Genomic DNA, 21,267 nt, shown 5'->3' on the forward strand with positions numbered 1-21,267 from the left:
GGAGCCGATGCGGCCGGTGGAGCCGATGCGGCCGGTGGAGCCGATGCGGCCGGTGGAGCCGATGCGGCCGGTGGAGCCGATGCGGCCGGTGGAGCGGGCCAGAGCCAGCCCGCCGACGACGATGCCGGCCAGCCCCAGCACCGCAGCCACCAAGGACCAGAGACGCCCGGCGGTCATGGTGTAAGCACCGACGGGCTGGACCAAGACCTGCGCGGCCGCCGGTGTGGCGAGCCCCACGATTGCGAGCGGGGCCGATGCGGCGGTGGCTAGCAAGTGGCGGATGGACATGAGGAACCTTTCGGTCGAATGACGGGCGTCGACAGCGTGTGGAGCGAGGCGGACCGCCTGTGCCGGCCGAGGTGCCGCTGACGAGCGCGAGCGCCTGGGAGGGATTTCACGGGATCGCCTTGGCAGGGGCGAAGACGACCTCCGTGCCTTTCCGCAGGACGGCCCTGCGAAAAGGCACGGTGATGCCGTTCAGTCGTGCGTGCCAGAAATGAGAGCCGAGTCGATGCTGCCATCGGTCAACAGTCGTTGCAGCGCGCGCTGCATCGTCTCGGAGTCGTTGAGGCGCGGAAACGGCTCGCCGGCGGGAGCCTCGACGCCCAGGAACCGGCAGAGCGGCTCCCAGCCCTCGCGGACGTCGAACACCAGAAGGCGATCCGCGGGCAGGCTCTCCTGGACAACGGCCACGTGACGGTGGAATGCCGCCACCGCGATGTCTTCGTCGGGCATGCCGCGCTGGAAGTCCCAGGTGTCACCGAAGGTCGACTCTCCGATGAGATCGAGAACCGGGCGGAGCCTCTCCATCGTCCTGAGTACCGCGGCCCCCGCTTCAGGCAGGTCAGGCGGCAGGTCCCGGCGGGTGGCGATCAGAGCTTGCATGCTGAGATACCAGCGATGCGGATCGCGGACGGTCAGGACGACCTTCGCGTCCGGATAGGTCTCTGCCTGCTCGCGCCAGAAGAAACTGGCCGGCCAGTCCTGGGTGGATCGGTAGCCGTTGAGCACGCTCTCCCAGTCCAGCGGCAGGCCGGAGGCGGCGGGCACCCACCGGTCGACGTGGTCGGGATTGCCCCCGATCTCGGCCATGTGGTAGCAGGGACCGAATCCCAGCCTTTCCAGCGCGGCCTTCATCGATCTGGTTCCGGTGCGCGGGAATCCCGCGCCGATCACGTGTAACACGTCAGCCTCCTGCTGTTGCGGCCGCGGTGTTCGCCTTTCGGCAGACGTTGACCACGGCCTTGGCATAGGTATCGGATTGGTAGGGCAGCCAAGCTGCGGTCAGCCGCTCGGCCGGGTACGGCGGGCGCGGTCCAGGGCCAGTCCGCCGAGGACCGCACCGGCCAGCCCAAGCGCCAGGGCCAGGGCCGCCCCGAACACTCCGTTGCCGGTGCCGAGGCCGCCGTCGGCGACAGCCAGTTTGACCGCGCCGTTGAGCCCGCCGATCAGCCCCACCACCACAGCCACGATGGCTGCCCCCTTCCCGCCGTCGCCGCTACGACGGACGGAGCGGAGCGCCAGCCAGCCGATGACCACGCCGCCCAGCGCCACCAGTGCGGCCACGCTGGCCCAGATCCGCGCGGGGGTCCCGAGGAAGGTGTCGACCCCTTGGCCCGCGCATTCTGTCGGCGTCGTACAGACTGGCGAGGCCGCCTGTGCGGCAAGCACCAACAGGGCTGACATTGAGGATCCTTTCGGTCGAATGGCGGGCGTCGGCAGCGTGTGCAGCGCGGTGACTCGGCCTGTGCAGGTCGAGGTACCGGTGACGAGTGAGCGCCTGGAAGGGGTGCACGGGATCGATCGTCGCGCCGTCGAGGCGGCCGCGGCCTCCGGCAGCGGACGGCAGCGCCTACGCAGTTTCGCGTAGACGACTCATGCCTCGGTACGCCCGTCGTCGTAGGCGGTCGCGCGTCTGGGCGGAGTGTTCTCGCGCGCGCGACCCGTAGGATCGCGGCATGAAACACCGCGCCCTGTCGAGGCGCCTGCCCGCGCCGGCGCAGGATGTGTTGCTCGCGCTCTTCATCACCGTGATGCAGGTTCAGGGCACGATCGTCCGCAACGCCGATGAGGTGGTACAGCGTCCCCTCACCGACCTCGGAAACCTGGGCTATGTCCTGCTGATCCTGAGTGGTGTGGTCGTCGCCGTCCGCCGCCGGTGGCCGCTGCCGGTGTTCGTCACCGCCGCGCTCGCCAGCTTGGTCTACTACGGCCTCGACTTCCCGGACGGGCCCGGCTGGCTCGGGCTCTTCGTCGCCCTGTACACCCTGGCCGCCTACGGCGACGGGCGCCGCTCGCTGGTGATCGCCGGCGTGGGCACCTCGGTGCTGGCCGTCGTCTGGCTGGTCGCCGCGGCCGACATCGAGCCACGCGCCGCCATCGGCTGGGTGTTCTTCCGGATCGGCGCGTCCGTCATGAGCGCCGCCCTCGGCGAGTCCGTCCGGTCCCGGCAGGTCATCGCGGCAGAAGCTCAGCAGCGCGCTGAGCTGGCTGAACGCACCCGTGAGGAGGAGGCGCGGGCGCGGGTCGACGCCGAACGGCTCCGGATCGCGCGCGAGGTCCACGACACCGTCGCGCACGCCATAGCGATCATCAACGTCCAGTCCGGTGTCACCGCACACGTGCTCGACAAGCGGCCGGAAGTGGCGCGCGAGGCGCTGCGCGTTATCGAGCAGACCAGTTCCCGGGCGCTGCGGGAGATGCGGGCCATCCTCGGGGTGCTGCGTGACGACGACGGTGACGACAGCGAGGGGCGGGTGCCGTACCCCGGACTGGGACAGGTCGACGGGCTGGCCGCGAAGGCACGCGAGGCGGGACTCGACATCAAGCTCGAGGAGAGCTCGCCGGCGGCGCCGGTCCCCAGCGCGGTGGGAAGTGCCGCCTACCGAATCGTTCAGGAATCGATCACCAACGTCGTCCGCCACGTCGGACCGACTCGGGTGACGGTTGCGTTGCACCCCGGGGTCGAGGCCTTGGAGATCCGCGTGACCGATGAGGGCCGCCTTGCCGCCCCAGGTCATGACTCCGACAATCCGCGCCTACCGGCCCGGCATCCGAGCGGCACGGGCAACTCGGCCAAGCCCGGCCGCGGGATCGTCGGCATGCGCGAGCGCTGTCAACTGCTGGGCGGAGAACTCGACGCCGGGCCGACCCCGGGTGGCGGGTTCGAGGTCAGGGCAAGGCTGCCCCTCGCCCCGACCGGGTCGCGCCTGTGAACGCGGCGGCCGCCTCCCCGTTGACCAACGCTCCGATCAAGGTGTTGCTCGCCGATGACGAGGGTCTCGTGCGATCGGGGTTCAAGGTCCTGCTCGACCTCGAGGAGGACATCACGGTGGTGGGGGAGGCCACCAACGGCGCCGAAGCCGTCGAACGGGCCCGCGCCACCCGCCCTGACGTCGTGCTGATGGACATCCGCATGCCCAAGGTGGACGGGATTCAAGCCACCGCCCGGATCGCCGAGACACGCGGGTTGGAGCAGGTCCGGGTCCTCATCCTCACCACCTACGACACCGACGAGTACGTCTTCGACGCCTTGCAGGCCGGAGCCAGCGGCTTCCTGCTCAAAGACGCCGGGCCGGCCGAGCTCCTGCATGCCATCCGGGTGGTCGCCGCCGGAGAGGCGCTGCTCGCGCCGCGGATCACTCGACGCCTCATCGGCCAGCTCACCGCGCGACGAACAGCCGCGCGGGCCGCGGAGGACCGGCTCGCGGTCCTGACCGACCGCGAGCGCGAAGTCCTGGCCCTGGTCGGGCAGGGCCTGAGCAACCACGAGATCGGTGCCGAGCTGTTTCTCAGCCCGGCCACCGCGCGCACCCATGTAAGCCGCGCGATGGCGAAACTGGGTGCGCGCGACCGTGCGCAACTGGTCGTCATCGCTTACCAGACAGGACTGGTCAGCCCTGCGATGTAGGCACGCGGCGTTCGCGCCCGGAGCCGGGCTCAGCCCTGGTTCAGCAGGGGTACGAGGTACTCCTCCTCGTAGTCCAGATGCGCCTCGACCTCCCGGGTGAGGCGGTTGACCTCGTCCAGGAGCATGACGGGGTCCGTGTCGTCGGCGGCGAGGAGGGTCTGGAGCTGGCCGAGCAGTTGCTGGACGGCCTCGTGCTCGGCACGCAGCCGCGCCATGACGGGGGCGAGCTCCGGATAGCGCTCCTCCAGCGTCGGGATCATGTGCCCGTCCTCGCGCGAGTGGTGCTCGTGCAGGTTGTGGCAGACGGTCAGGCAGTTGACGCGCAGCTGCGCGCCCAGGCGCGGTCCCGACGCGGCGACCTCCGAGCGGATGCGGGCCAGGTCCCTGCGGAAGGCGTCGTGGATCTGCTTGAGCACGTCGCCCAGGGGGCCGGTCGGCGGGCCGTAGGCCGGGATGAGCGCCACCACGGGCAGGGTCCGGCCGGAGGTCTCCTGGTAGCGGCCCCATCCGGGGTCGGACTCGACGGCGCGGGCGAACATCCGCTCGCGTTCGTCGCCCTCCAGCACGACCGCCTTCGCCTGGTAGGTGAAGACGCCGTCCTCCACGGTGACCTGCGGGTTCGCGACGAGATTGTGGTACCAGGCCGGGTGCCGGGGCGAGCCGCCGGCGGAGGCGATGATCAGGATGCGGTCGCGGTCGGGCAGGTAACCGAGCGGCGTGGTGTGAGGCTTGCCGGTCTTCGCTCCGACGGTCGTCAGCAGGAGCAGCCTGGCTCCCTCGAACGGGCCGCCGACCTGGCCGCGGTTGGCCCGGAATTCGTCGATGATCTGCTGGTTGAAGTCAATGGGCATGCGTGTTTTTCGCTCCAAGGCGGGATGGATGTCGATGACGTGAGAGCCCTCGCGCGGGAAAAGCGCGGCAGGCCGGCTGCGCTCAGGCAGGCCCGGTGATGTGAGAAGTCACGGCGTCATCCCCCTTGATACGGCGCCTCCATGCCGCCGCCGTCCTCCGGGCCGGCGTCACGCGACGCGACGGCTATTACACGCGGAGCCCGGGAAAGATGTCAACCCGAGGGACGGAGAGACGCAGGCGAGAGTCGAACTCGCACGAGCGGGATTTGCAATCCCGCCTCCGCAACCGGCGAACTGCGCCAAGCCGCCCCGGCCCCCGTCAGGTCGAGGCGGAAGTGCGCGAGGGCGGCGTCGAACCGCCACATCGGCAGCGGCCCCAGCAGGATTCGAACCTGCAACGGACCCGGCTTCGTAGGCCGGCGCTCTCTCCATTGAGCTATAGGGCCATGAGATAAACAGTTCGTACCCCGTACCGGACTCGAACCGGCGATTTCCCGGGTGAAAGCCGGGCGTCCTGACCGCTGGACCAACGGGGCCTTGGGATCTGCTCTGACGTGGACCGACAGGATCTCGAAACCTGAACTCCTGCTTGCAAGGCAGGTGTGATGCCTTTTCACCATCAGCCCGGGGAGAAGCTCGAAAGAAAAAGGCCGCCCGGTGCGTGACCGGCGGCCTCTGGATGCTCGTGCGCGAGAGTTATCCAGAAGCCTTTCGGGCGAGCGCCGCCGCGCGGCGGCAGCAGGCGCGTTCGGCTGCGAATCGCATGGCGGGTCCCTTTCCTTTCGTTCATCCGGCGTACTCCGACGGTAACCGGTGGGGCTCGGCGAACGCCAATGATTTATGGTGCGGAAGTATGCGAATCGGAGAGCTCGCCGCGCTGCTCGGGGTGTCCACGCGTACCGTGCGCTACTACCACCAGCAGGGCATCCTGCCGGAGCCGCCGCGGCGGGTGAACGGCTACCGCGAGTACGGCATGCGCGACGCCGTCGCCCTGGCCCGCGTCCGCCGCCTCGTCGAGCTCGGGCTGAGCCTGGAAGAGGCGCGCGACGTGATCGCGGACGACCGCTCCAGGGCGCTGCCCGAGATCCTCGCCGAGCTCGACGCGGATCTGGCCAGGCAGGAGCACGAGATCCGGCTGCGCCGTGCCCGTCTGGCCGAGGTGCTCGAGGGGGCCAGGAGCGGAACGCTGGGCCCGGACGAGACGGCCTCGCCCGAGCTGGTGGCGCTCCTGCGCGCGGTGGACCTGCCTGCCTCGAAGGCGGCGGCCTGGGACCGTGACCTGCTGGTGCTGATGGAGAGCATGGCGAAGGAGACCGATCGGGAGCGGGCGTTCACGATGTTCGGCTCGCTGGCCGCCGATCCGGAGGTGGCGGCGCGCGGGCACGAGTTCTACCAGCGGCTCGACGAGCTGGCCGACGCCTCGCCGGACGATCCCAAGGTGGCGCCGCTGGCGGCGATGCTCGCCGACTACAGCGCGGAGCACCTGCTGGCGCACGCGGGCCTGCCCGACTGGGAGCCCGGGATGATGGAGCCGTTCCTCGACGGGCTCGCTCCCGCCCAGGCCGAGGTCGTACGCCAGGCGATGCGCCTCATCGCCCGCCGCTGACGAGCGGGGCGACTCCGTCGAGCACGTACTCCAGACCCTCGTCGAAGTCGGGATCGACGTCTTCGCCCTCGACGAACCTGGCCACCGCGGGGTAGCGGCCGGTGGCCAGCATCCGCGCGAGATAGGGCCCCCTGGCGGCCTGATACGCCTGCTCGTCCATGCCGGTCGCCCGCTCGGCCCGCAGCTCGGTGACCTCGCGGCGCACCGCGCCCAGCACGTACGCGTTCACGGTGCTGACGACCCGGACCACGGTCCCGACCGCGGTGTCGCCCAGGCAGGCCAGGGAGGCTTCGAGGTACGCCAGCGCGTTGGGCCCGAGGCGCGGCCGGCTGCCCAGCAGGTCGGCGAACCACTCGTGGCGCAGGGCGGCCTCCCTGGTGCGGCGCGCGAGCTCCGTCAGCGCCGCCCGCCAGTCGTCTCCGGAGGGTCCGGCGGGTCCGGCGGATCCGGAGGGGACGATCTCGCCGTAGACCTCGTCCACCATCAGGTCCAGCAGCTCTTCCTTGGTGGACAGGTAGCCGTACAGGCGCATCGGGCCCGCGTCGAGCGCGGCGGCGACCTTGCGTAGGGAGACCGCGTCGAGGCCGTCGCGGTCGGCGAGGTCGATGGCCGCGCGGACGATCCGCTCCCTGCTTAGCGGACTGGGCGCCGGCCGGCTCGGCGGCTCGGGCCGCTCCCAGACGAGCATCGGCTCCTGTGGTGCCGTCATTCCATCGCGCCTTCCGGTAGAACCTGCAGCTCGATGATACGACGTCCATACTGATACAGTGTATTTCTCAATACACTGTATCGAAGGAAGGTGCCTCATGGCCTCTCCCCGCATCGCCGTGGTCGGAGCCGGGCTCGGCGGCCTCACTCTCGCCCGGGTCCTGCAGATCCACGGGCTCCCCGTCACCGTCTACGAACGCGAGCCGTCCCCGGACGCCCGCTCCCAGGGCGGCACCCTCGACATGCACTCCACCTCGGGACAGATCGCGCTCGAGAAGGCCGGCCTGCTCGACCGGTTCCGCGCCCTGGCCCGCCCGGAGGGGCAGGAGCAGCGGATCTTCGACGAGACCGGCACCATGCTGCGCCACGAGGAGCCCGCCGACGGCGACGAGAGCCGGCCGGAGATCGACCGGGGCCAGCTGCGCGGCCTGCTCATCGACTCGCTCGCCGAGGGCACCGTCCGCTGGGGCCGTCCCGTGGACGCGGTCACCCGAGAGGGCCGCGTGCTCTTCCCCGACGGCACCGGCGAGGACTTCGACCTGATCGTGGGCGCCGACGGAGCCTGGTCCCGGGTACGTCCGTGCCTGTCGAAGGACGTGCCCGCCTACACCGGCGTCACCTTCGTGGAGACCGGCTTCGACGAGGCGCGCCATCCCGAGCAGGCGCGCCTGGTCGGCAACGGCTCCTTCGCCGCGTACGGCGCGAACAGGGCCCTGGTCGCGCAGCGCAACAGCAACGGCCGCATCCGCGTGTACGCCAGTTTCCGCGGCCCGCAGGACCTGGCGGTCTCGGAGGTGCTGGCGTTGTTCGACGGGTGGGCGGAGAGCCTGCGCGACCTCTTGCGGCACGCCGATGAGGAGTTCGTGATGCGCTCCCTGTTCAGCCTGCCCGTCGGCCATACCTGGGAGCACACCCCCGGCATCACCCTGCTGGGCGACGCGGCACACCTGATGCCGCCGCTCGGCGTGGGCGCCAACCTCGCCATGCTCGAGGGCGCCGAACTGGCCGAGGCCCTCGCCGCCGCGACCGACCTCGACGAGGCGGTACGCGCTTACGAGAGTGCCATGCTGCCCCGCGCGACGCGCTGGGCCCGGTTCACCACGGACGGCCTGGCGGCCCTCTACTCACCCGAAGGCGTCAAGGGGGCGCTGCGCCTTTACGACTCGATGTAGTGGTTCCCGGACCGCCCGCGCCGCGGCGGCCCCATGGCGCCACGGCCGCTCAACGGAGCGCGAAGATCCGGCGCGCGTGCGCGCCACGGCCGCTCAACGGAGCGCGAAGGCCCGGCGCGCGTGCGCGAGCAGCTCGCGTACGGCAGGGCGGTGCCCGGCCCGCCACACCAGCGCGACCAGGGCGGGGCTTTCGACGTCGGCGATGGTGCGGGCGGTGAGGCGGTCGGCGTGCCGGTCGGTCATCGAGGCGCTGAGGATGCCGACGGCGACGCCGCGGGCGGCGAGGTCGGCGATGGCGTCGGCGGCGCTGGCCTGCAGGGCGATCACGGGCCGGACGCCCTGCGCGGCGCACGCCTGGTCGAAGACGGCGCGCAGCCCGGTGCCGGGCGGCATGCACACGATCGGGTACGTGCTCAGGTCGGTCAAGGTGACCTGGGGGAGCGCGGCCAGGGGGTGGTCGGGCGGGACGGCCACGACGAGACGCTCGCTGATGATCGTGAGCGCCTCCAGTCCCTCGTGAACGGCGGTGGCGGTGCCGACGAGGGCCAGGTCGAGCGTGCCGGCGCGGACCCCTTCGACGAGGCGGTCGGAGTTCCCCTCCAGCAGGCTGATCTCCACCCCGGGATGCGCCCGGTGGAAGGCGGCGAGCGCCTCGAACAGCGGCGTGATCGTGCACCCGATCACCATCCCGATCGCCAGCCGCCCCCGGATCAGGTCGCTCACCTCGCCCACCGCCTCGCCGACCGCGCCCGCGGCGGCCAGCGCGGCCCTGGCGTGCTCGAGCGCCGCCTTGCCCGCGACCGTCAGCGTGGCAGTGCGCCCCGACCGGTCGAACAGCTCGGCCCCCAGCTCGCGCTCCAGCTGGCGGATCTGCGCGCTGACGCCGGACTGGCTGATGTGCACCCGCTCGGCGGCCCGCGTGAAGTTCTGCTCCTCGGCGACCGCGACGAAGTACTCCAGCTGCCTCAGTTCCATGACTGCCAATTCTAGCTTCTATGAGAACCATCTGTTGGACTTCTGACTGAGGCGGCGGCAGGCTGGACCCAGCGAACGACTGAGGAGGAATCATGACGGAGTACGCCAAGGCCATGCGGCCCGAGGACATCACGCGCCTGTTCGTCGAGCGGTCCAACGCCGGTGACGCGGCCGGGGTCGCCGCGCTCTACCACGAGGACGCGGTGCTGGCCTACCCGCCCGGCAGCCAGACGGTGGGCCGGGAGGCGATCCGCGAGCTGTGGGAGAAGGTGCTGGCCGGGCGGCCGCACTTCGAGCCGGAGGAGCCGCTGCCGACGCTGGTCTTCGGTGACATCGCGCTCACCTCGACGCCGCCCAAGGACGGGACCGGCGCGCGGGCGCAGGTCGTACGGCGTCAGCCGGACGGGAGCTGGCTCCGCATCATCGACCAGCCCGAGTTCGTCCCGCCCGCCGGCTGACCGCCCGCCGGAAATAGGGTCGCGGCGCGGGACGGTGGCCGCTAGGGTCGCGCGGGTGAGCGATGATCGCCTGCCCCTGCTGTGGCTCTGCGGGCCGTCGGGCGTCGGCAAGTCGTCGGTCGGCTGGGAGGTGTTCGCGCAGCTCAGCCGGAGCGGCGTCAGGACGGCGTTCGTGGACGGCGACCAGATTGCCATGCTCCACCCGCTCCCGAACGGCGGCACCCATCCCGTCCGCGCCAGGAACCTCGCCGCGATGTGGCCCAACTTCCGCCGGGAAGGCGCGCAGTGCGTGGTGCTGGCGAGCTACGTCAACACCGCCGACGAGGTGCGCCACTACACCGGCCTGCTCACGGACGCCGCACTGACACTGTGCCGGCTCCGGGTCGACCCTCCCGAGCTCAAGGAGCGCTTTCTCGGCCGGGGCTGGATGCCGGAGATGGTGGAGCAGGCCGTGGCGGACGCCGAGGCGCTGGACCGTACGGACTTCGCCGACCTGTGTGTGGACACCGGCGGTCTCTCCGTGCCCGAGGTGGCCAGGACGGTCCTCGAGCGGGCCGGGGGATGGCCGCCCGCGGCGGCCGCCGCGCCTTCGGTGCCCGTGCTGTGGTTCTCCGGCGCGACCGCGGCCGGCAAGTCCACGGTCGCGTACGAGGTCTTCACCCGGGTGCTCCGCGGCGGCGTACCGGCGGCTTATGTCGATCTCAAGCAGATCGGGGTGCTGCGCCCGGGCACGTCCGGCCGTGACCATCACCGGCTCAGGGCCCGCAACCTCGCCGCCCTGTGGGCCGGATACCGCGCCGACGGGGTCCGGTGCGTGATCGTCTCGGGCGACGCCGACCGCGACGACACGGTTCGGGACTACGCCGGACTGCTGCCGGGAGCGGCGCTGACGGTCTGCCGCCTGCACGCGGGACCGGGCACGCTGGCCGAGCGGGTCGAGCTGCGCGGCAGGGGAGGCGGGCCGGCGATACCGGGGGACGAGCTGAAGGGCCTGGATGCGGCTGCCCTGCGGCGGGTCGCCGAGGAGGCGGCACGCGAGGCTGAGGCGCTGGAGCAGGCCGGCGCGGGCGACCTCCGCGTCGAGACCGACGGCCGGACGCCGGGGGAGTTGGCCGACGAAGTCCTCGCCGCCTGGCCTCACCGTCCCTAGCTGTGCTGGCCCGGCAGGTCGCTACGGTGCGGCAGGCCGCGGAGCGGCGGCTGCACGCCACGGTGGCGAAGGCGGCGTGGCGGGCGGATCCGATGCTGCCGGTGTATCTGGCGGATCTGCTGGAGGTGCCGTCCGGGGAGCGGGTGTCGTTCGCCAGGGCGAGTTCTGCGTGACCGAGACCGTGCTCTCGCCTTCGATCACGCAGACTCGCAGATGCAGAGTTGAAGCGGCGTGTCCACGGCAAATGGCCGGCCGGACCAGTCGCCCATGCGCTCGACGAGCCGAAGACCGCCGAGCGAGAGGAGCAGCGGCAGCTCCTGCGGGAAGATGCTCCTGATTTCGAGCGGTGCGACGACGAAGTCGGGCTCGGAGTCAGTCGAGAGGTGCCACGTCCCGCGTGTGACTTGCGCGGGCGCATCGTAGATCTCGGCGACATCGACGCTGACGTTGCCACGGTCAGGATCCATGAACGACAACGACTCCCGGGTGCGCCGCACGCCATCGGCTTCGGCAAGCAGGCGCACGCTCGGGTTGAACACATCGAAGACGAACCGTGCTCCGGGCGCCAGGTGTCTCCGGACCGAGCGAAAGCAGCTCACCAAATCCTCAGCCTCATGCAGATGCAGCAGGGAATTGGCCGTGATGAACACGAAGTCGAATGTGCGGCCCAGATCGAAGGCCCGCATGTCGCCCTGCGTCCATTCCACCGCCACACCATGCTCATTCGCCTTTCGCTGAGCCTCAGCCAGCATGTCCGACGAGAAGTCCAGGCCGACGCACGGATGCCCGTCGGACGCGATGGGGATCAGCTTGTGCCCGGTGCCGCACCCGAGCTCCAACACGCGCCCGCCTTGCCGATCGGCGGCTGCCCGGTAGAAGTCGACCGCGGGACCGCCGCCCGGGAACATCAGGTCGTACAGCCTCGCGTGCGAGTAGAACGCTTCACTCATCAAGAGCCTCTTCCTTTCCGACTCATCCGCAGTTGGCCGTGGTGGCCTGCTGATTCAAGCGGGTGCGCCACAGCCGCGACAACAGCTCTACCGTCATCCGCGCCAACCTCCGCTCCGGACGGAGTAGCCTGTCCAGGCTCCGCCGGGCCACGGCCCTTTGACATGCTCTTGGCTTCCCGACGGGGGAATGTCCGGTCAACGCCCTTGTCTGGCGCTTTTCCGTAGGCCAAAAATCAGCTTCCTGCGGCGCTTCGTCCTTACCGCGACGCGTCCATACGGGCTGACGGTGGGTTCGGCTGGCCGATGAGCAATGCCGCCATGCCGGGTCTACAGCAAGTGACCGGTTCGGACTGAGACCGCTGGAGGTCGAAGTGTCTATCTCAGTGCTCGACATGTCGATGTCACTCGACGGGTTCATCGCCGATCCCGACGACTTCCTCGGCGGCGACGATGGCGAGCGGTTGCACAAGTGGGCCGATGCGGACGGGGAGTCCGGCCGGCCAGCCGGACCGGTCAAGCAATTCCAGGACGAATGGAACGAGGCCGGTGCGGTCCTCGCCGGACGGCGGACCGCCGAGCTCATGGATCACTGGGGCGGTGACCACAACGGTCTCCCGATCTTCGTCCCCAGTCACCGGCCGCCGGGCCCCGCCGCCCGTTGGGGCTATCCGATGGTGACGTACGTGACCGACGGGATCGAAAGCGCGATGGCGCAGGCGAAGGCTGCCGCTGGGGGCCGGGACGTGCAGGTGCGTGGTGCGTACACCGCGCAACGGGCGCTCGAGGCAGGGGTGCTTGACGAGGCGCAGATCCATCTGATCCCTGTGCTGCTCGGTCGTGGCCGTCGGATGTTCGACATCTTGCCTTTGGAGATCGAGTTGGAGATCGTCCGGGTGCTGGACACGCCGGAGGCCACCCACATCCGCTACCGCGTCCGTCGCTGAGCCGGTCGGCCAGCGGGCTCAGAGCCGTTGCAGGCCGCTGAGCACCCGTTCCAGCAGGCCGGGGTCCGGGCGGCCGCCGCGCAGCCGTGGCTGGTGCAGCCGCAGGAGCCCCTCGGCCGCCATGTCGGCGATGAGCACGCGGGCGACGCCGAGCGGGATCCGCAGCACCGCCGCCACCTCCGCCACCGAGCGGACCTGCCGGCACAGCTCGCTGATGGCGGCGTACTCGGGGGTGATGAGGGCGAAGGCGTGCGGCGGGGCGTCAGCGGAGCAGACCAGGGCCTCCATCGCCAGCTCGATGCGCGGCGTGGTGCGCCCGCCGGTCACCGCGTAGGGCCGGACGGGCGACTCCAGGTCCTGCTCGTCGGGGCCGGGCGGCGGCCGCCAGCCGCCGCCCGATCGGGGGTCGGTCATGCGCGCTCACCTGATCTGCCGGGAGCGCAGCGCCGGGGTGAGCACCTGCCCGGCCCGGTCGGCCAGGAGCGTCATCTGGTACGCCACCACGCCCATGTCGCAGTCCGGGGCGGCCAGCACGGCCAGGCAGGACCCGTCGCTGATGGACACGTTCAGCATGAGCCCGCGCTGCATCTCAACGGCGGTCTGGACGACCGCGCCGCCCCCGAACAGTGAGGACGCCCCCTGCGTCAGGCTGGCCAGCCCCGACGCGACGGCGGCCAGCTGGTTGGCCCGCTCGGGGGGAAAGCCGGCCGAGACGGCCAGGGGCAGCCCGTCGGAGGAGACGACGGCGGCGTGCGCCACACCGGGAACGGAGCGGACGAAGTCGGTGATCAACCAGTCGAGGTTGTTGCTGCGGATCATGGGCCTTCCTCGCGGGACGTGCTCCCTGATGTGAAGGGAGGGATGCTGCGCATGCTGATCTCGTCGCGTGCGGCTCGGAAACCGCGCTGGTAGCCGGCCATGCGGTCGCGGACCTCCTCGGGGGTGACCCGCGGGATGGGGGCGACGCCCTTGGGCACCGAGGGGGTGTCGGCGCTGCCGGGCACCAGGTTGGCCTTGGGCACGCGTTTGGGCAGGCCGGAGGCGGTGGTGCCGTCGTTGGCCGGGGTGGCGGCGGCCTCGGCGGCGCTCCACCCGGCGTCGGCCTGGGGCGAGCCCCAGCCGCTGTCGGATCTGTCGCGGTTGAACCAGGCCGACTCCACCGCGGCGAAGATCGGCAGGTAGCCGCCGTCGGCGGACCCGGCGGCCGGGCCGTCCAGAGGGCCGGAGAGCGGGTCGCCGGGCATGGCCGCCAAGCGGTTCGCTCTGCTGGAAAAGGACGCGCCGGGGCCGACGTGGCCGCCCGGGTCCGAGCCGTCGGCGATCCACGACGCGCCGGGGCCGACATGGCCATCCGGTCCGGAGCCGTCGGCGATCCAGGACGGGCCAGGGCCGGCGCCGACGTGGCCACCCGAGCCCGAGCCGTTGGCGGTCGGGCCGCGGAAAGCGGCGTCAGGGGTGGGGATGCCGCCTCGCAGGAGGTCGAACCGCGCCCTGGCGGCGGGCGTGTCGAAGGTGTCGTACCAGCCCGTCCCCGATTCGGAATCGGTCGCGAACGACGGCCAGTCGGCCATGTCCGGGGTGCGCTGGCGGGGCGGCTGAGCGTCCCAGGAGCCGGGAAGCGGCCGGTCGAAGGACGAGGGCGCGCCCGGCGTCGGGTAGGCGGGCGGCTCCAGCAGCGCCTCCGGCAGGAACACCGTCGCGGTCATGCCCCTGACCTCGTTCCGGCTCAGCCGCACGCGCACGCCGTGGCGGTGGGCCAGCCGGGCGACCACGAACAGGCCCATGCGGCGGGAGACCGAGATGTCCACCGTGGGCGCGCGGGACAGGCGCTCGTTGGCCTGCGCGAGCTCGTCGGGGACCATGCCGATGCCGGTGTCGGTGATGGTCAGCATGACGCCGCCGCCATCAGCGACGGCGTCCGCGGCGACCACGACCTGGGTGTTCTGCGGTGAGAACGACAGCGCGTTCTCCACCAGCTCGGCCAGCAGGTGGATGATGTCGTTGACCGCCTGCCCGGAGACGGCGCCGCGGGTGGTGATCCTGGCCTGGACCCGTTCGTAGTTCTCCACCTCTGACAGGCACGCGCGTACGACGTCGGCCACGCTGACCGGCCGGTTCCACCGCCGGGGAGGCGCCTGTCCGGCCAGGAGCAGCAGGTTCTCGTTGTTGCGCCGCATGCGTGTGGCCAGGTGGTCCAGTGTGAACAGGCTGGCCAGGCGGCGCTCGTCCCGCTCGCCCCGCTCCAGCCCGTCGATGAGCTTGATCTGCCGCTGCACCAGGGTCTGGCTGCGCCTGGACAGGCTGACGAACATGGCGTTGACGTCGGCACGCAGCCTGGACTCCTCGCCGGCCAGCCGGACGGCCTGGCGGTGGACCTCGTCGAAGGCCCGGGCGACCTCGCCGACCTCGTCCAGTGAGTCGACCCCGATGGGGACGATGGGCACGGTGGAGGCGTCTCCGGTCTCGCGCAGCGTGCGCACGGTCCTGGGCAGGCGGACGCCGGCGATGTGCAGCGCCTCCGTGCGCAGCCTGCGCAGGGGCCGCACCAGCGACCTGGCCATGATGGTGGTGGCGATCAGGACCGCGAGCAGCAGCAGGAGGCTGTACGTCGCGGCCAGGAGCGCCTCGTGGCGCGCGGTGTCCTGCAGCGTGCGGCTCTGCACGATGATCGACTCGCCGAGGCGCCGCTGCACCGTCCACATGCCGTCGACGGTGCCGCTGATCGCCTCGAACCAGCGGTCGGCGTCGTCGTCGCCCTCCGGCTCGATGTCGATGCCGCCGCCCTCGGTGACCTGGGCCAGCGCGCGCAGCCTGATCACCTCGGCGCGGTCCACGAGCGTGCCGGTGACGGTGTCGTCGTATGTCTGCAGCTCCTCCAGCGTGGCCACCGACCGGAACACGGCGACCTCGCTCTCCTGCTGCGCGCGGGCGGCCATGAACCGGTCGAGCTCGCCGCTCTGGAAGCGGCCCACGGTGGCCACCGCCGCGAGCAGGCCGCGTTGCTGCGAGGCGGCGTCGTGCGCCTTGGCCAGGGCCGACAGCGCCCGGACGCGGTTGGCCAGGGCCTCCTGATCGCCGCCCTGGCCGATCTGGTCGTGGAACTGGTCGAAGGCGTTGATGATCTGGGAGTACTTCGTCAGCGCGGGCAGCGCGAGCAGCTGGGTCTTCAGCACGGTGTCGCGGGTCGCGGCGATCTCCGGCAGGCGGCTGAGCATCTGCTGGGTGATGGCGCAGGCGCCCTCGCCGTGGTCGGGGGTGATCGCCCGGGCCTTCGCGCGGACGGCGGCGGCGGCCTGGTCGACGGGGTCGAACTCGGCGCGCAGCGGCTCCGAGCGCTCGGGCGTGCGGCCGGCGGCGATGTAGTGCACCGCGAGGTCGCGTTCGTGGGCGAGCCGGTGGGTCAGCTCGATGATGGAGTCGCCGAGCTCGGCCTTGTCCAGCACGTTCTGGTACCGGCCGGCGGCGGCCCACGAGGTGATGACCTGCTGCGCGCCGACCACGACGCCCACCGCGGTGGGGATGACGATCAGCGCGACCAGGCGCGCGCGCACCCGCCAGTCCCGCAGCCGCCGCCTGCGGGGGCGTGCTAATCGAGGGCGGGGGCCGGGCGCGGTCGGTTCCTTCGTCACTGGCTCCCCACTCTTTCGCCTGAATGCGCGCCGCCCTGCGGGGCGCGTGATGCGCGCCCGGAGACGACGAGCAATTTGAGCACACGCCGACGAGCTAGGCCAACCTTACAAAGCACGTGACTCCCCTTGGAATGGCTGATTGACCCCGAATCTCACCCACGAACATTTCATAGCAATTACCGCAAACTCTGCTGTACGATCATCGACTGTCCGCGTGACTGCCATCGGTTCTCGCTTGTCAGGGCGTTGAGCGCGGCCTTTCGGATGCGTGACCTGCCAAGGAGAAACCGAATGGAATCCGGCTCTGTTTTACGCGCGTTCCTGGCGTTCCTGGCCGTCGCCACCGTCGCCGCGTGCGGCGGCACCGGCTCCGTGGCCGGCCCGGCCCCGCAGGGAAGCCTGGAGAAGAGCACGCTGACCATCGGCGTCAGTCCCACGCCCTCCTCCGCCCCGGTGTTCATCGCCGACCGCAAGGGGTTCTTCAAGGCCGAGGGCCTGACCATCAAGACGGAGATCATCCAGGCGCCGCAGGCGGTCATGCCGAAGATCCTCAACGGCAGCATCGACATCTTCAAGGGCAGCTACGTCTCGCTGATCAACATCCAGGACAGCGGCGCCGCCAGAATGAAGATCATTTCAGACAGCCTGCAGGCCGCGCCCGGCATCGCGGGCGTCGTGGTACGCAAGGACTCCCCGCTGCAGACGCCCCGAGACCTCAAGGGCCGGACGATCGCGGTCAACTCGCTCAACAACCTGGGCACGATGTCGATGAGCGCGCATCTGAAGGCGCACGAGGTGACGCCGAAGCAGGTGAAGTTCGTCGCCATCGACTTCCAGGCCCAGCTGGCCGCGCTCACGAGCGGGCAGGTGGACGCGGCGTGGATGGTGGAGCCGTTCCTGTCGGCCGCCCAGCAGGCCGGCGCCCGGCTGCTGCTCGACACCAACACCGGGCCCACCGACGCGCTGCCGATCGACGGCCTGGCCGCCACGGACGCATGGGTGGCCAGGCACCCGAACACCACGGCCGCCTTCCAGCGGGCGGTCACCAGGGCGCAGCGGCTGGCCGCGACCAACCGCGCCGAGCTGGCCGAGGTCGTCCCGCTCTACACGCAGACGCCGAAGCAGGCGGTGATGACCATGGCGATGGGCACCTTCCCGACCTCGCTCAGCGCCAGGCGCATCCAGCGGGTGGCCGACCTGATGTACGAGTTCGGCTACCTGAAGTCGAAGGTGGACGTGGCCTCCATGGTGGTGCCCGAACCCGGGCAGCCGGCGGGCTAGCCGGAGCCGTACAGGCGCCGAATCGTCTCTGCCTGCCGGGTCGTGAACCACGATCGCTCGCGCCCGCCCTGCGCCAGGCCGTCCGCCCGCTCCCCGTCGTGCCTGGCGTACTCCTCGGCCCACAGCCCGGTCTTCACCCGGCTCAGCAGGTTTCCCATGCCGGGCCGCCGCCGCAGCCGGCGCAGCGCGTCCACGTCCAGGTCGGCGGCGGCCACCAGGGACTCGCCCGCGCCCGCCCGGGCGAGCACCCGCCCCTGGTGGTCGAGCACTTCCGAGCCGCCGTTGGTGGAGTCGCCGGGGATCGCGATGCCGCGCAGGCCGCCGCTGTTGGCCGAGACCACGTAGGCGAGGTTCTCGGCGGCGCGGGCGCGGCGGGCGATCGCCTTCGGGGTCAGCTCGGGCGAGGAGGCCTCGGAGGTGGGGTGGCAGAAGACCTCGGCGCCGCGCAGGGCCAGCGCGCGGGCCAGCTCCGGCATGAGGATCTCCTCCGAGGCGAGCGCGGCCAGGTTGCCGATCTCGGTACGGGCCACCGGCAGCACGCCGTCGATGCCGTAGACCTCCAGGTAGCGCTCCCATACGTCGTACGGGCTCGGCGTGAACATCGAGTGCAGCCTGCGATACCGCAGCACCGCCTCCCCTCGCGGGGAGAGGATGACCGAGGCCTGGAAGTACAGCTCGGGGAAGTGCTCGTCGCGCTCGTAGGCGTTCACGCACAGGAACACCTCGTGCCGGACGGCGATCGCGGCCAGCGCCTCGTACTCGGGGCCGTCCGGGTCGAGCGCGGCCTTGTCACGCCACTCGACGAGGCTCTCGCGCATCGGGAACCCGGTCATGACGTACTCGGGCAGCACCACCAGGCGCAGGTCGCGGCCGAGCCAGGCCTTGCTGCCGCCGACCTGCTCGCCGATCCGGTCGATGGCGGCGCGGATGGCGGCGCGCGGATCAGGCGCGGCGTTGACGGCCCTGGTCTCCATCTGGAGCGCCAGAGCCGTGTACGCGGTCACGGGCGCCCGTTGGCCGCGCACCACGCGGCCCAGGTGGTGGCGCCCTTGCCGAGCTGCTTGGCGTAGAAGGAGCTCCAGGAGTTCTCGCTGGCGCCGGGCGCGCTGGGGGCGCTCTTGTAGAGCGGGTGCTCCGCCTCGACCTCGGCGCGCAGCCACGGCTCGATCTCGGCGTAGGAGTTCAGCGACCAGCTGCGGGCGTGGTAGGTGAGCTGGCCGCGCACCTCGCTCTCCGCCAGGCACATGAACGGCGCCCACGGGCTCGTCCGCGCCCAGCTGATCTTCGTCTTCATCGCGCCGTGGGGAACGGTGCCCGGGACGGTCCTGACGGCCGCCTCGCGGTCGTCGACGGAGAAGTCGAACATCTCCTGCGCCGCGTACACGCCGCCCACGAGCCCGAACCGCTCGCCGAGCGCGGTGCCGAAGTCGGCGCGCACGCCGATGTCGCTGGTCCACACGGTCTCATCATGCATCGTGCGCAGGGGCGGGCCGGTGTAGGAGGAGGTGACGTTGAACGGGCCGAAGTTCACCGTGTCGTTGTTGATGGGAATGACCGGATAGGTCCTCTGGTCGATCGGGTTCTTCCATTCCCGGAGGATCCGGGTGGGGTCGGCCGGGTCGGTGTAGAACACGATCTCGCGGGAGAGCTGGTAGAGCTGGGTCGTGTCCGGCACGCGGTAGAGGCGCCTGATGTTGTAGCCCTCGATGTTGAAGAGTTTCTGGCCGTGCCGTATGGCCGGGTCGAGGCTGTTGCCTTCGACGTTCGCGTACACGCTGCCCGAGATCCGGAAAACCATATCCTTGCCGTCGGGGCGGCCAAAAGTTTGGAGCGAGAGAAGGCCGCTTCGGTCGGTGACGGTTTTGTAGACCGGTCCAGGAAATGTCGGATTAATGCTTTCATCGTCCGCCGCGGCTCCCGGGGCGCTCACGCTCAGGAAGAGGACGGCGAGAGCCAGGGATCTGATGACTTTGCGCTTGACCATGGGCGCGCTCCGGCCTGTGAGGCGGACTGGGCGAGCCCATTGTGATCATGTGCCGGGCGGCGCTGTCCACCGCGCTCCAGGAAACTGCAGTCCACTTGAAAATTACAGTAGACTCCAAGTATGACCGAAGGGCTGCGGGAGCGGAAGAAGCGGCAGACCAGGCAGCGCATCTCGGACGTGGCCGTGGGGCTGTTCGTGGAGCGCGGCTTCGACAACGTCACGATCGCGGAGGTGGCCGAGGCCGCAGAGGTCTCGGTGAACACCGTCTACAACTACTTCGCGGCCAAGGAGGATCTCGTCCTGCCGCCGGACGAGGCCTCGCCGGATCGGCTGGCCGGCATCGTACGGCGGCGGCCGCCGGGCCAGTCGGCGGCCGCCGCGGTGCTGGCCCGGCTGCGCGAGGAGGTGCGCGGGCGCGAGCGCAGCGTCGGCCTGACACCGGGCTTCGGGCCGGTGCTGGAGATGATGCGGGCCGCTCCCACGCTGGCCGCCCGGCTGCAGGACCTCGGTCACCAGATGACCGAGGCGCTGGCCGTGGAGCTGGCCGCCGAGACCGGCGCGGCCGGGGACGACCCCTTGCCCAGGCTGATGGCCTGGCACATCGGGTGCCTGCACGCCCTGATCTATGCCGAGATCGGCCGGCGTACGGCGACCGGGGAGCGGCCCGACGCGATCGCCGCGGCGGTCCTGGAGTTGCTTGATGTCGTGGAAGGCGTGCTGGGCGAGCAGGTGCTGGCCTATGCCGTACGAGAGGAGTGAGTGGTGTGTTCAGGGTGACGATCAGGGGCAAGTTCAAGGAGCTCGACGAGGCCGGACGGGCCGCCGTGCTGGCCGCGAGCGGCGCCGCCTACACCGAGGCCGGGACGTTCACCCATGACGAAGGGGTTACGGCGTTCACCTTCCGGTGCCAGGTGCCGGCCGAGCCGGACGACGGCGAGGACGAGGCGGCGCTGGGCGCGATGGCCGCCCTGGAGGCGCACGGCCATCCGCACGAGATCCTGAAGCTCGCGGTGACGGACATGCGCGACATCAAGGTGCGACGTCGGCGCTGATCCCGCATATGGGATAGATTCCCTGATGTGAGACACGCTGAGGGAGTGGCGGCCCGGCTCGCCGGGCGGCTCGCGGAGCTGCGACTCGAGCGCGGCTGGTCGCTGGAGGAGCTGGCGAGCCGGTCGGGCATCAGCCGATCGACGCTGTCGCGGCTGGAGCGGGGGGAGATCAGCCCGACCGCCGCCCTGCTCGGCAAGTTGTGCAGCGTCTACGAGCGGACGATGTCACGGCTCCTGGCCGAGGTGGAGGCCGAACCGCCGGAGGTCGTACGGGCCGGGGCGCAGCCGGTCTTCACCGACGAGGAGTCGGGGTTCGTCCGGCGCTCGGTGTCGCCGCCGCATCCCGGACTGCGCGGCGAGGTCGTGGAGGCGACGCTCCGGCCAGGAGCGGACATCTCCTACGACGCGCCGCCGGTGCCCGGGCTGGAGCAGCACATCTGGGTGCTGGAGGGGGCGGTGGAGATCACCGCGAACGGCCACACGCACACCGTCGAGGCGGGCGACTGCCTGCGCTTCCGGCTGTGGGGCGCCTCCCGCTTCCGCTGCCCGGGCCCGTCCCCGGCCCGCTACGCCATCCTGGTCGTCCTCCCGTAAGGA

24 protein-coding genes and 4 tRNA genes are annotated in these 21,267 nt (G+C 70.9%); 12 read left to right on the forward strand and 16 right to left on the reverse strand.

What is annotated here, in order from left to right:
- From AB0H84_RS40895 to AB0H84_RS40905, 3 genes are all read right to left on the reverse strand, one after another.
- Positions 1 to 288: DUF6223 family protein (locus AB0H84_RS40895; protein ID WP_357617053.1), on the reverse strand; the 288-nt coding region annotated here is incomplete at its 3' end.
- Between the two features lie 189 nt (positions 289 to 477).
- A complete protein-coding gene (locus AB0H84_RS40900; protein ID WP_357617055.1) occupies positions 478 to 1,176 on the reverse strand; it encodes a sulfotransferase family protein in 699 nt (232 codons plus the stop codon).
- 108 nt (positions 1,177 to 1,284) lie between these two features.
- Positions 1,285 to 1,686: a DUF6223 family protein gene (locus tag AB0H84_RS40905; protein WP_357617057.1), complete on the reverse strand. Its 402-nt coding sequence runs from the start codon at positions 1,684 to 1,686 to the stop codon at positions 1,285 to 1,287.
- Positions 1,687 to 1,958: 272 nt separating this feature from the next.
- On the opposite strand from AB0H84_RS40905, the gene AB0H84_RS40910 reads away from it, so the two are divergent.
- Positions 1,959 to 3,215 carry a sensor histidine kinase gene (locus AB0H84_RS40910; RefSeq protein ID WP_357617059.1) on the forward strand — a complete coding sequence of 419 codons (1,257 nt, stop codon included), beginning with the start codon at positions 1,959 to 1,961 and terminating at the stop codon, positions 3,213 to 3,215.
- Positions 3,212 to 3,910 carry a response regulator transcription factor gene (locus tag AB0H84_RS40915; protein WP_357617061.1) on the forward strand — a complete coding sequence of 233 codons (699 nt, stop codon included), beginning with the start codon at positions 3,212 to 3,214 and terminating at the stop codon, positions 3,908 to 3,910. Before AB0H84_RS40910 ends, AB0H84_RS40915 begins: the two co-directional genes overlap by 4 nt.
- Before the next feature lie 29 nt (positions 3,911 to 3,939).
- On the opposite strand, the gene AB0H84_RS40920 is transcribed toward AB0H84_RS40915, so the two are convergent.
- The 5 genes from AB0H84_RS40920 to AB0H84_RS40940 form a co-directional block, all read right to left on the reverse strand.
- Positions 3,940 to 4,761 (reverse strand): nitroreductase/quinone reductase family protein, encoded by an 822-nt coding sequence (locus AB0H84_RS40920; RefSeq protein WP_357617063.1) that lies wholly within the window; start codon positions 4,759 to 4,761, stop codon positions 3,940 to 3,942.
- Positions 4,762 to 4,991: 230 nt separating this feature from the next.
- A tRNA-Cys gene (locus tag AB0H84_RS40925) sits at positions 4,992 to 5,062 on the reverse strand.
- 70 nt (positions 5,063 to 5,132) lie between these two features.
- Positions 5,133 to 5,207, reverse strand: a tRNA-Arg gene (locus AB0H84_RS40930).
- 17 nt (positions 5,208 to 5,224) lie between these two features.
- A tRNA-Glu gene (locus tag AB0H84_RS40935) sits at positions 5,225 to 5,297 on the reverse strand.
- 19 nt (positions 5,298 to 5,316) lie between these two features.
- Positions 5,317 to 5,387, reverse strand: a tRNA-Ala gene (locus tag AB0H84_RS40940).
- A 227-nt stretch (positions 5,388 to 5,614) separates the two neighbouring features.
- Between AB0H84_RS40940 and AB0H84_RS40945 the strand changes: the two genes are divergently transcribed.
- A complete protein-coding gene (locus tag AB0H84_RS40945; protein WP_357617065.1) occupies positions 5,615 to 6,367 on the forward strand; it encodes a MerR family transcriptional regulator in 753 nt (250 codons plus the stop codon).
- On the opposite strand, the gene AB0H84_RS40950 is transcribed toward AB0H84_RS40945, so the two are convergent.
- The gene (locus AB0H84_RS40950; RefSeq protein ID WP_357617067.1) at positions 6,351 to 7,076 is read right to left on the reverse strand and encodes a TetR/AcrR family transcriptional regulator; all 726 of its coding nucleotides are present in this window, start codon (positions 7,074 to 7,076) and stop codon (positions 6,351 to 6,353) included. The two genes, AB0H84_RS40945 and AB0H84_RS40950, sit on opposite strands and share 17 nt — an antisense overlap.
- Before the next feature lie 97 nt (positions 7,077 to 7,173).
- Here AB0H84_RS40950 and AB0H84_RS40955 point away from each other — a divergent pair, with 97 nt between their 5' ends.
- Positions 7,174 to 8,247 carry an NAD(P)/FAD-dependent oxidoreductase gene (locus AB0H84_RS40955; RefSeq protein WP_357617069.1) on the forward strand — a complete coding sequence of 358 codons (1,074 nt, stop codon included), beginning with the start codon at positions 7,174 to 7,176 and terminating at the stop codon, positions 8,245 to 8,247.
- A 93-nt stretch (positions 8,248 to 8,340) separates the two neighbouring features.
- On the opposite strand, the gene AB0H84_RS40960 is transcribed toward AB0H84_RS40955, so the two are convergent.
- Entirely contained in the window at positions 8,341 to 9,222 is an 882-nt protein-coding gene (locus AB0H84_RS40960) for a LysR substrate-binding domain-containing protein (protein ID WP_357617071.1), read from the reverse strand.
- Positions 9,223 to 9,314: 92 nt separating this feature from the next.
- Between AB0H84_RS40960 and AB0H84_RS40965 the strand changes: the two genes are divergently transcribed.
- The 3 genes from AB0H84_RS40965 to AB0H84_RS40975 are packed head-to-tail and all read left to right on the forward strand — an operon-like array spanning position 9,315 to position 11,003.
- Positions 9,315 to 9,680 (forward strand): nuclear transport factor 2 family protein, encoded by a 366-nt coding sequence (locus tag AB0H84_RS40965; protein ID WP_357617073.1) that lies wholly within the window; start codon positions 9,315 to 9,317, stop codon positions 9,678 to 9,680.
- Positions 9,681 to 9,735: 55 nt separating this feature from the next.
- Positions 9,736 to 10,830 (forward strand): adenylyl-sulfate kinase, encoded by a 1,095-nt coding sequence (locus AB0H84_RS40970; RefSeq protein WP_357617075.1) that lies wholly within the window; start codon positions 9,736 to 9,738, stop codon positions 10,828 to 10,830.
- A gap of 2 nt (positions 10,831 to 10,832) precedes the next feature.
- Positions 10,833 to 11,003 (forward strand): hypothetical protein, encoded by a 171-nt coding sequence (locus AB0H84_RS40975; protein WP_357617077.1) that lies wholly within the window; start codon positions 10,833 to 10,835, stop codon positions 11,001 to 11,003.
- Positions 11,004 to 11,027: 24 nt separating this feature from the next.
- Here the strand turns inward: AB0H84_RS40975 and AB0H84_RS40980 are convergent, their stop codons facing one another.
- Positions 11,028 to 11,780, reverse strand: a complete 753-nt coding sequence (locus AB0H84_RS40980; RefSeq protein WP_357617079.1) for a class I SAM-dependent methyltransferase — start codon at positions 11,778 to 11,780, stop codon at positions 11,028 to 11,030.
- 392 nt (positions 11,781 to 12,172) lie between these two features.
- Between AB0H84_RS40980 and AB0H84_RS40985 the strand changes: the two genes are divergently transcribed.
- Positions 12,173 to 12,724 carry a dihydrofolate reductase family protein gene (locus AB0H84_RS40985; protein ID WP_357617265.1) on the forward strand — a complete coding sequence of 184 codons (552 nt, stop codon included), beginning with the start codon at positions 12,173 to 12,175 and terminating at the stop codon, positions 12,722 to 12,724.
- An 18-nt stretch (positions 12,725 to 12,742) separates the two neighbouring features.
- Here the strand turns inward: AB0H84_RS40985 and AB0H84_RS40990 are convergent, their stop codons facing one another.
- From AB0H84_RS40990 to AB0H84_RS41000, 3 genes are read right to left on the reverse strand one after another with little or no spacing between them, the layout of a single operon-like run.
- Positions 12,743 to 13,138 carry a DUF742 domain-containing protein gene (locus AB0H84_RS40990; RefSeq protein WP_357617081.1) on the reverse strand — a complete coding sequence of 132 codons (396 nt, stop codon included), beginning with the start codon at positions 13,136 to 13,138 and terminating at the stop codon, positions 12,743 to 12,745.
- A 6-nt stretch (positions 13,139 to 13,144) separates the two neighbouring features.
- Positions 13,145 to 13,543 carry a roadblock/LC7 domain-containing protein gene (locus AB0H84_RS40995; protein WP_357617083.1) on the reverse strand — a complete coding sequence of 133 codons (399 nt, stop codon included), beginning with the start codon at positions 13,541 to 13,543 and terminating at the stop codon, positions 13,145 to 13,147.
- Entirely contained in the window at positions 13,540 to 16,353 is a 2,814-nt protein-coding gene (locus AB0H84_RS41000; RefSeq protein ID WP_357617085.1) for a nitrate- and nitrite sensing domain-containing protein, read from the reverse strand. The genes AB0H84_RS40995 and AB0H84_RS41000 overlap by 4 nt, the downstream gene beginning before the upstream one ends.
- A 291-nt stretch (positions 16,354 to 16,644) precedes the next feature.
- Between AB0H84_RS41000 and AB0H84_RS41005 the strand changes: the two genes are divergently transcribed.
- Positions 16,645 to 17,634, forward strand: coding sequence for an ABC transporter substrate-binding protein (locus tag AB0H84_RS41005; RefSeq protein ID WP_357617087.1), 990 nt, complete (start codon positions 16,645 to 16,647; stop codon positions 17,632 to 17,634).
- On the opposite strand, the gene AB0H84_RS41010 is transcribed toward AB0H84_RS41005, so the two are convergent.
- Both AB0H84_RS41010 and AB0H84_RS41015 read right to left on the reverse strand, forming a co-directional pair.
- On the reverse strand, positions 17,631 to 18,638 hold the full coding sequence (locus AB0H84_RS41010; RefSeq protein ID WP_357617089.1) for a nitrilase-related carbon-nitrogen hydrolase: 1,008 nt from the start codon (positions 18,636 to 18,638) through the stop codon (positions 17,631 to 17,633). The two genes, AB0H84_RS41005 and AB0H84_RS41010, sit on opposite strands and share 4 nt — an antisense overlap.
- A complete protein-coding gene (locus AB0H84_RS41015) occupies positions 18,635 to 19,432 on the reverse strand; it encodes a DUF1838 family protein (RefSeq protein ID WP_357617091.1) in 798 nt (265 codons plus the stop codon). Before AB0H84_RS41015 ends, AB0H84_RS41010 begins: the two co-directional genes overlap by 4 nt.
- Positions 19,433 to 19,738: 306 nt before the next feature.
- Between AB0H84_RS41015 and AB0H84_RS41020 the strand changes: the two genes are divergently transcribed.
- From AB0H84_RS41020 to AB0H84_RS41030, 3 genes are read left to right on the forward strand one after another with little or no spacing between them, the layout of a single operon-like run.
- Positions 19,739 to 20,377 (forward strand): helix-turn-helix domain-containing protein, encoded by a 639-nt coding sequence (locus AB0H84_RS41020; protein ID WP_357617093.1) that lies wholly within the window; start codon positions 19,739 to 19,741, stop codon positions 20,375 to 20,377.
- A gap of 5 nt (positions 20,378 to 20,382) precedes the next feature.
- Positions 20,383 to 20,670, forward strand: coding sequence for a DUF6204 family protein (locus tag AB0H84_RS41025; RefSeq protein WP_357617095.1), 288 nt, complete (start codon positions 20,383 to 20,385; stop codon positions 20,668 to 20,670).
- 27 nt (positions 20,671 to 20,697) lie between these two features.
- Positions 20,698 to 21,264 carry an XRE family transcriptional regulator gene (locus AB0H84_RS41030; RefSeq protein WP_357617097.1) on the forward strand — a complete coding sequence of 189 codons (567 nt, stop codon included), beginning with the start codon at positions 20,698 to 20,700 and terminating at the stop codon, positions 21,262 to 21,264.
- Positions 21,265 to 21,267 lie beyond the last annotated feature (3 nt).

Origin of the sequence: Nonomuraea sp. NPDC050786 (genome assembly GCF_040654115.1) — a bacterium.
GTDB lineage: Bacteria > Actinomycetota > Actinomycetes > Streptosporangiales > Streptosporangiaceae > Nonomuraea.

What these genes read in the sequence shown, in the direction of transcription:
- AB0H84_RS40965 (WP_357617073.1), top strand. Translation starts at nt 9,315, where the DNA reads ATGACGGAGTACGCCAAGGCCATGCGGCCCGAGGACATCACGCGCCTG.
- AB0H84_RS40945 (WP_357617065.1), top strand. Translation starts at nt 5,615, where the DNA reads ATGCGAATCGGAGAGCTCGCCGCGCTGCTCGGGGTGTCCACGCGTACC.
- AB0H84_RS40955 (WP_357617069.1), top strand. Translation starts at nt 7,174, where the DNA reads ATGGCCTCTCCCCGCATCGCCGTGGTCGGAGCCGGGCTCGGCGGCCTC.
- AB0H84_RS40990 (WP_357617081.1), bottom strand. Translation starts at nt 13,138, where the DNA reads ATGACCGACCCCCGATCGGGCGGCGGCTGGCGGCCGCCGCCCGGCCCC.
- AB0H84_RS40985 (WP_357617265.1), top strand. Translation starts at nt 12,173, where the DNA reads ATGTCGATGTCACTCGACGGGTTCATCGCCGATCCCGACGACTTCCTC.
- AB0H84_RS41015 (WP_357617091.1), bottom strand. Translation starts at nt 19,432, where the DNA reads ATGGTTTTCCGGATCTCGGGCAGCGTGTACGCGAACGTCGAAGGCAAC.
- AB0H84_RS40920 (WP_357617063.1), bottom strand. Translation starts at nt 4,761, where the DNA reads ATGCCCATTGACTTCAACCAGCAGATCATCGACGAATTCCGGGCCAAC.
- AB0H84_RS40910 (WP_357617059.1), top strand. Translation starts at nt 1,959, where the DNA reads ATGAAACACCGCGCCCTGTCGAGGCGCCTGCCCGCGCCGGCGCAGGAT.
- AB0H84_RS40980 (WP_357617079.1), bottom strand. Translation starts at nt 11,780, where the DNA reads ATGAGTGAAGCGTTCTACTCGCACGCGAGGCTGTACGACCTGATGTTC.
- AB0H84_RS41005 (WP_357617087.1), top strand. Translation starts at nt 16,645, where the DNA reads ATGGAATCCGGCTCTGTTTTACGCGCGTTCCTGGCGTTCCTGGCCGTC.
- AB0H84_RS40905 (WP_357617057.1), bottom strand. Translation starts at nt 1,686, where the DNA reads ATGTCAGCCCTGTTGGTGCTTGCCGCACAGGCGGCCTCGCCAGTCTGT.
- AB0H84_RS41020 (WP_357617093.1), top strand. Translation starts at nt 19,739, where the DNA reads ATGACCGAAGGGCTGCGGGAGCGGAAGAAGCGGCAGACCAGGCAGCGC.
- AB0H84_RS40995 (WP_357617083.1), bottom strand. Translation starts at nt 13,543, where the DNA reads ATGATCCGCAGCAACAACCTCGACTGGTTGATCACCGACTTCGTCCGC.
- AB0H84_RS40950 (WP_357617067.1), bottom strand. Translation starts at nt 7,076, where the DNA reads ATGACGGCACCACAGGAGCCGATGCTCGTCTGGGAGCGGCCCGAGCCG.
- AB0H84_RS40960 (WP_357617071.1), bottom strand. Translation starts at nt 9,222, where the DNA reads ATGGAACTGAGGCAGCTGGAGTACTTCGTCGCGGTCGCCGAGGAGCAG.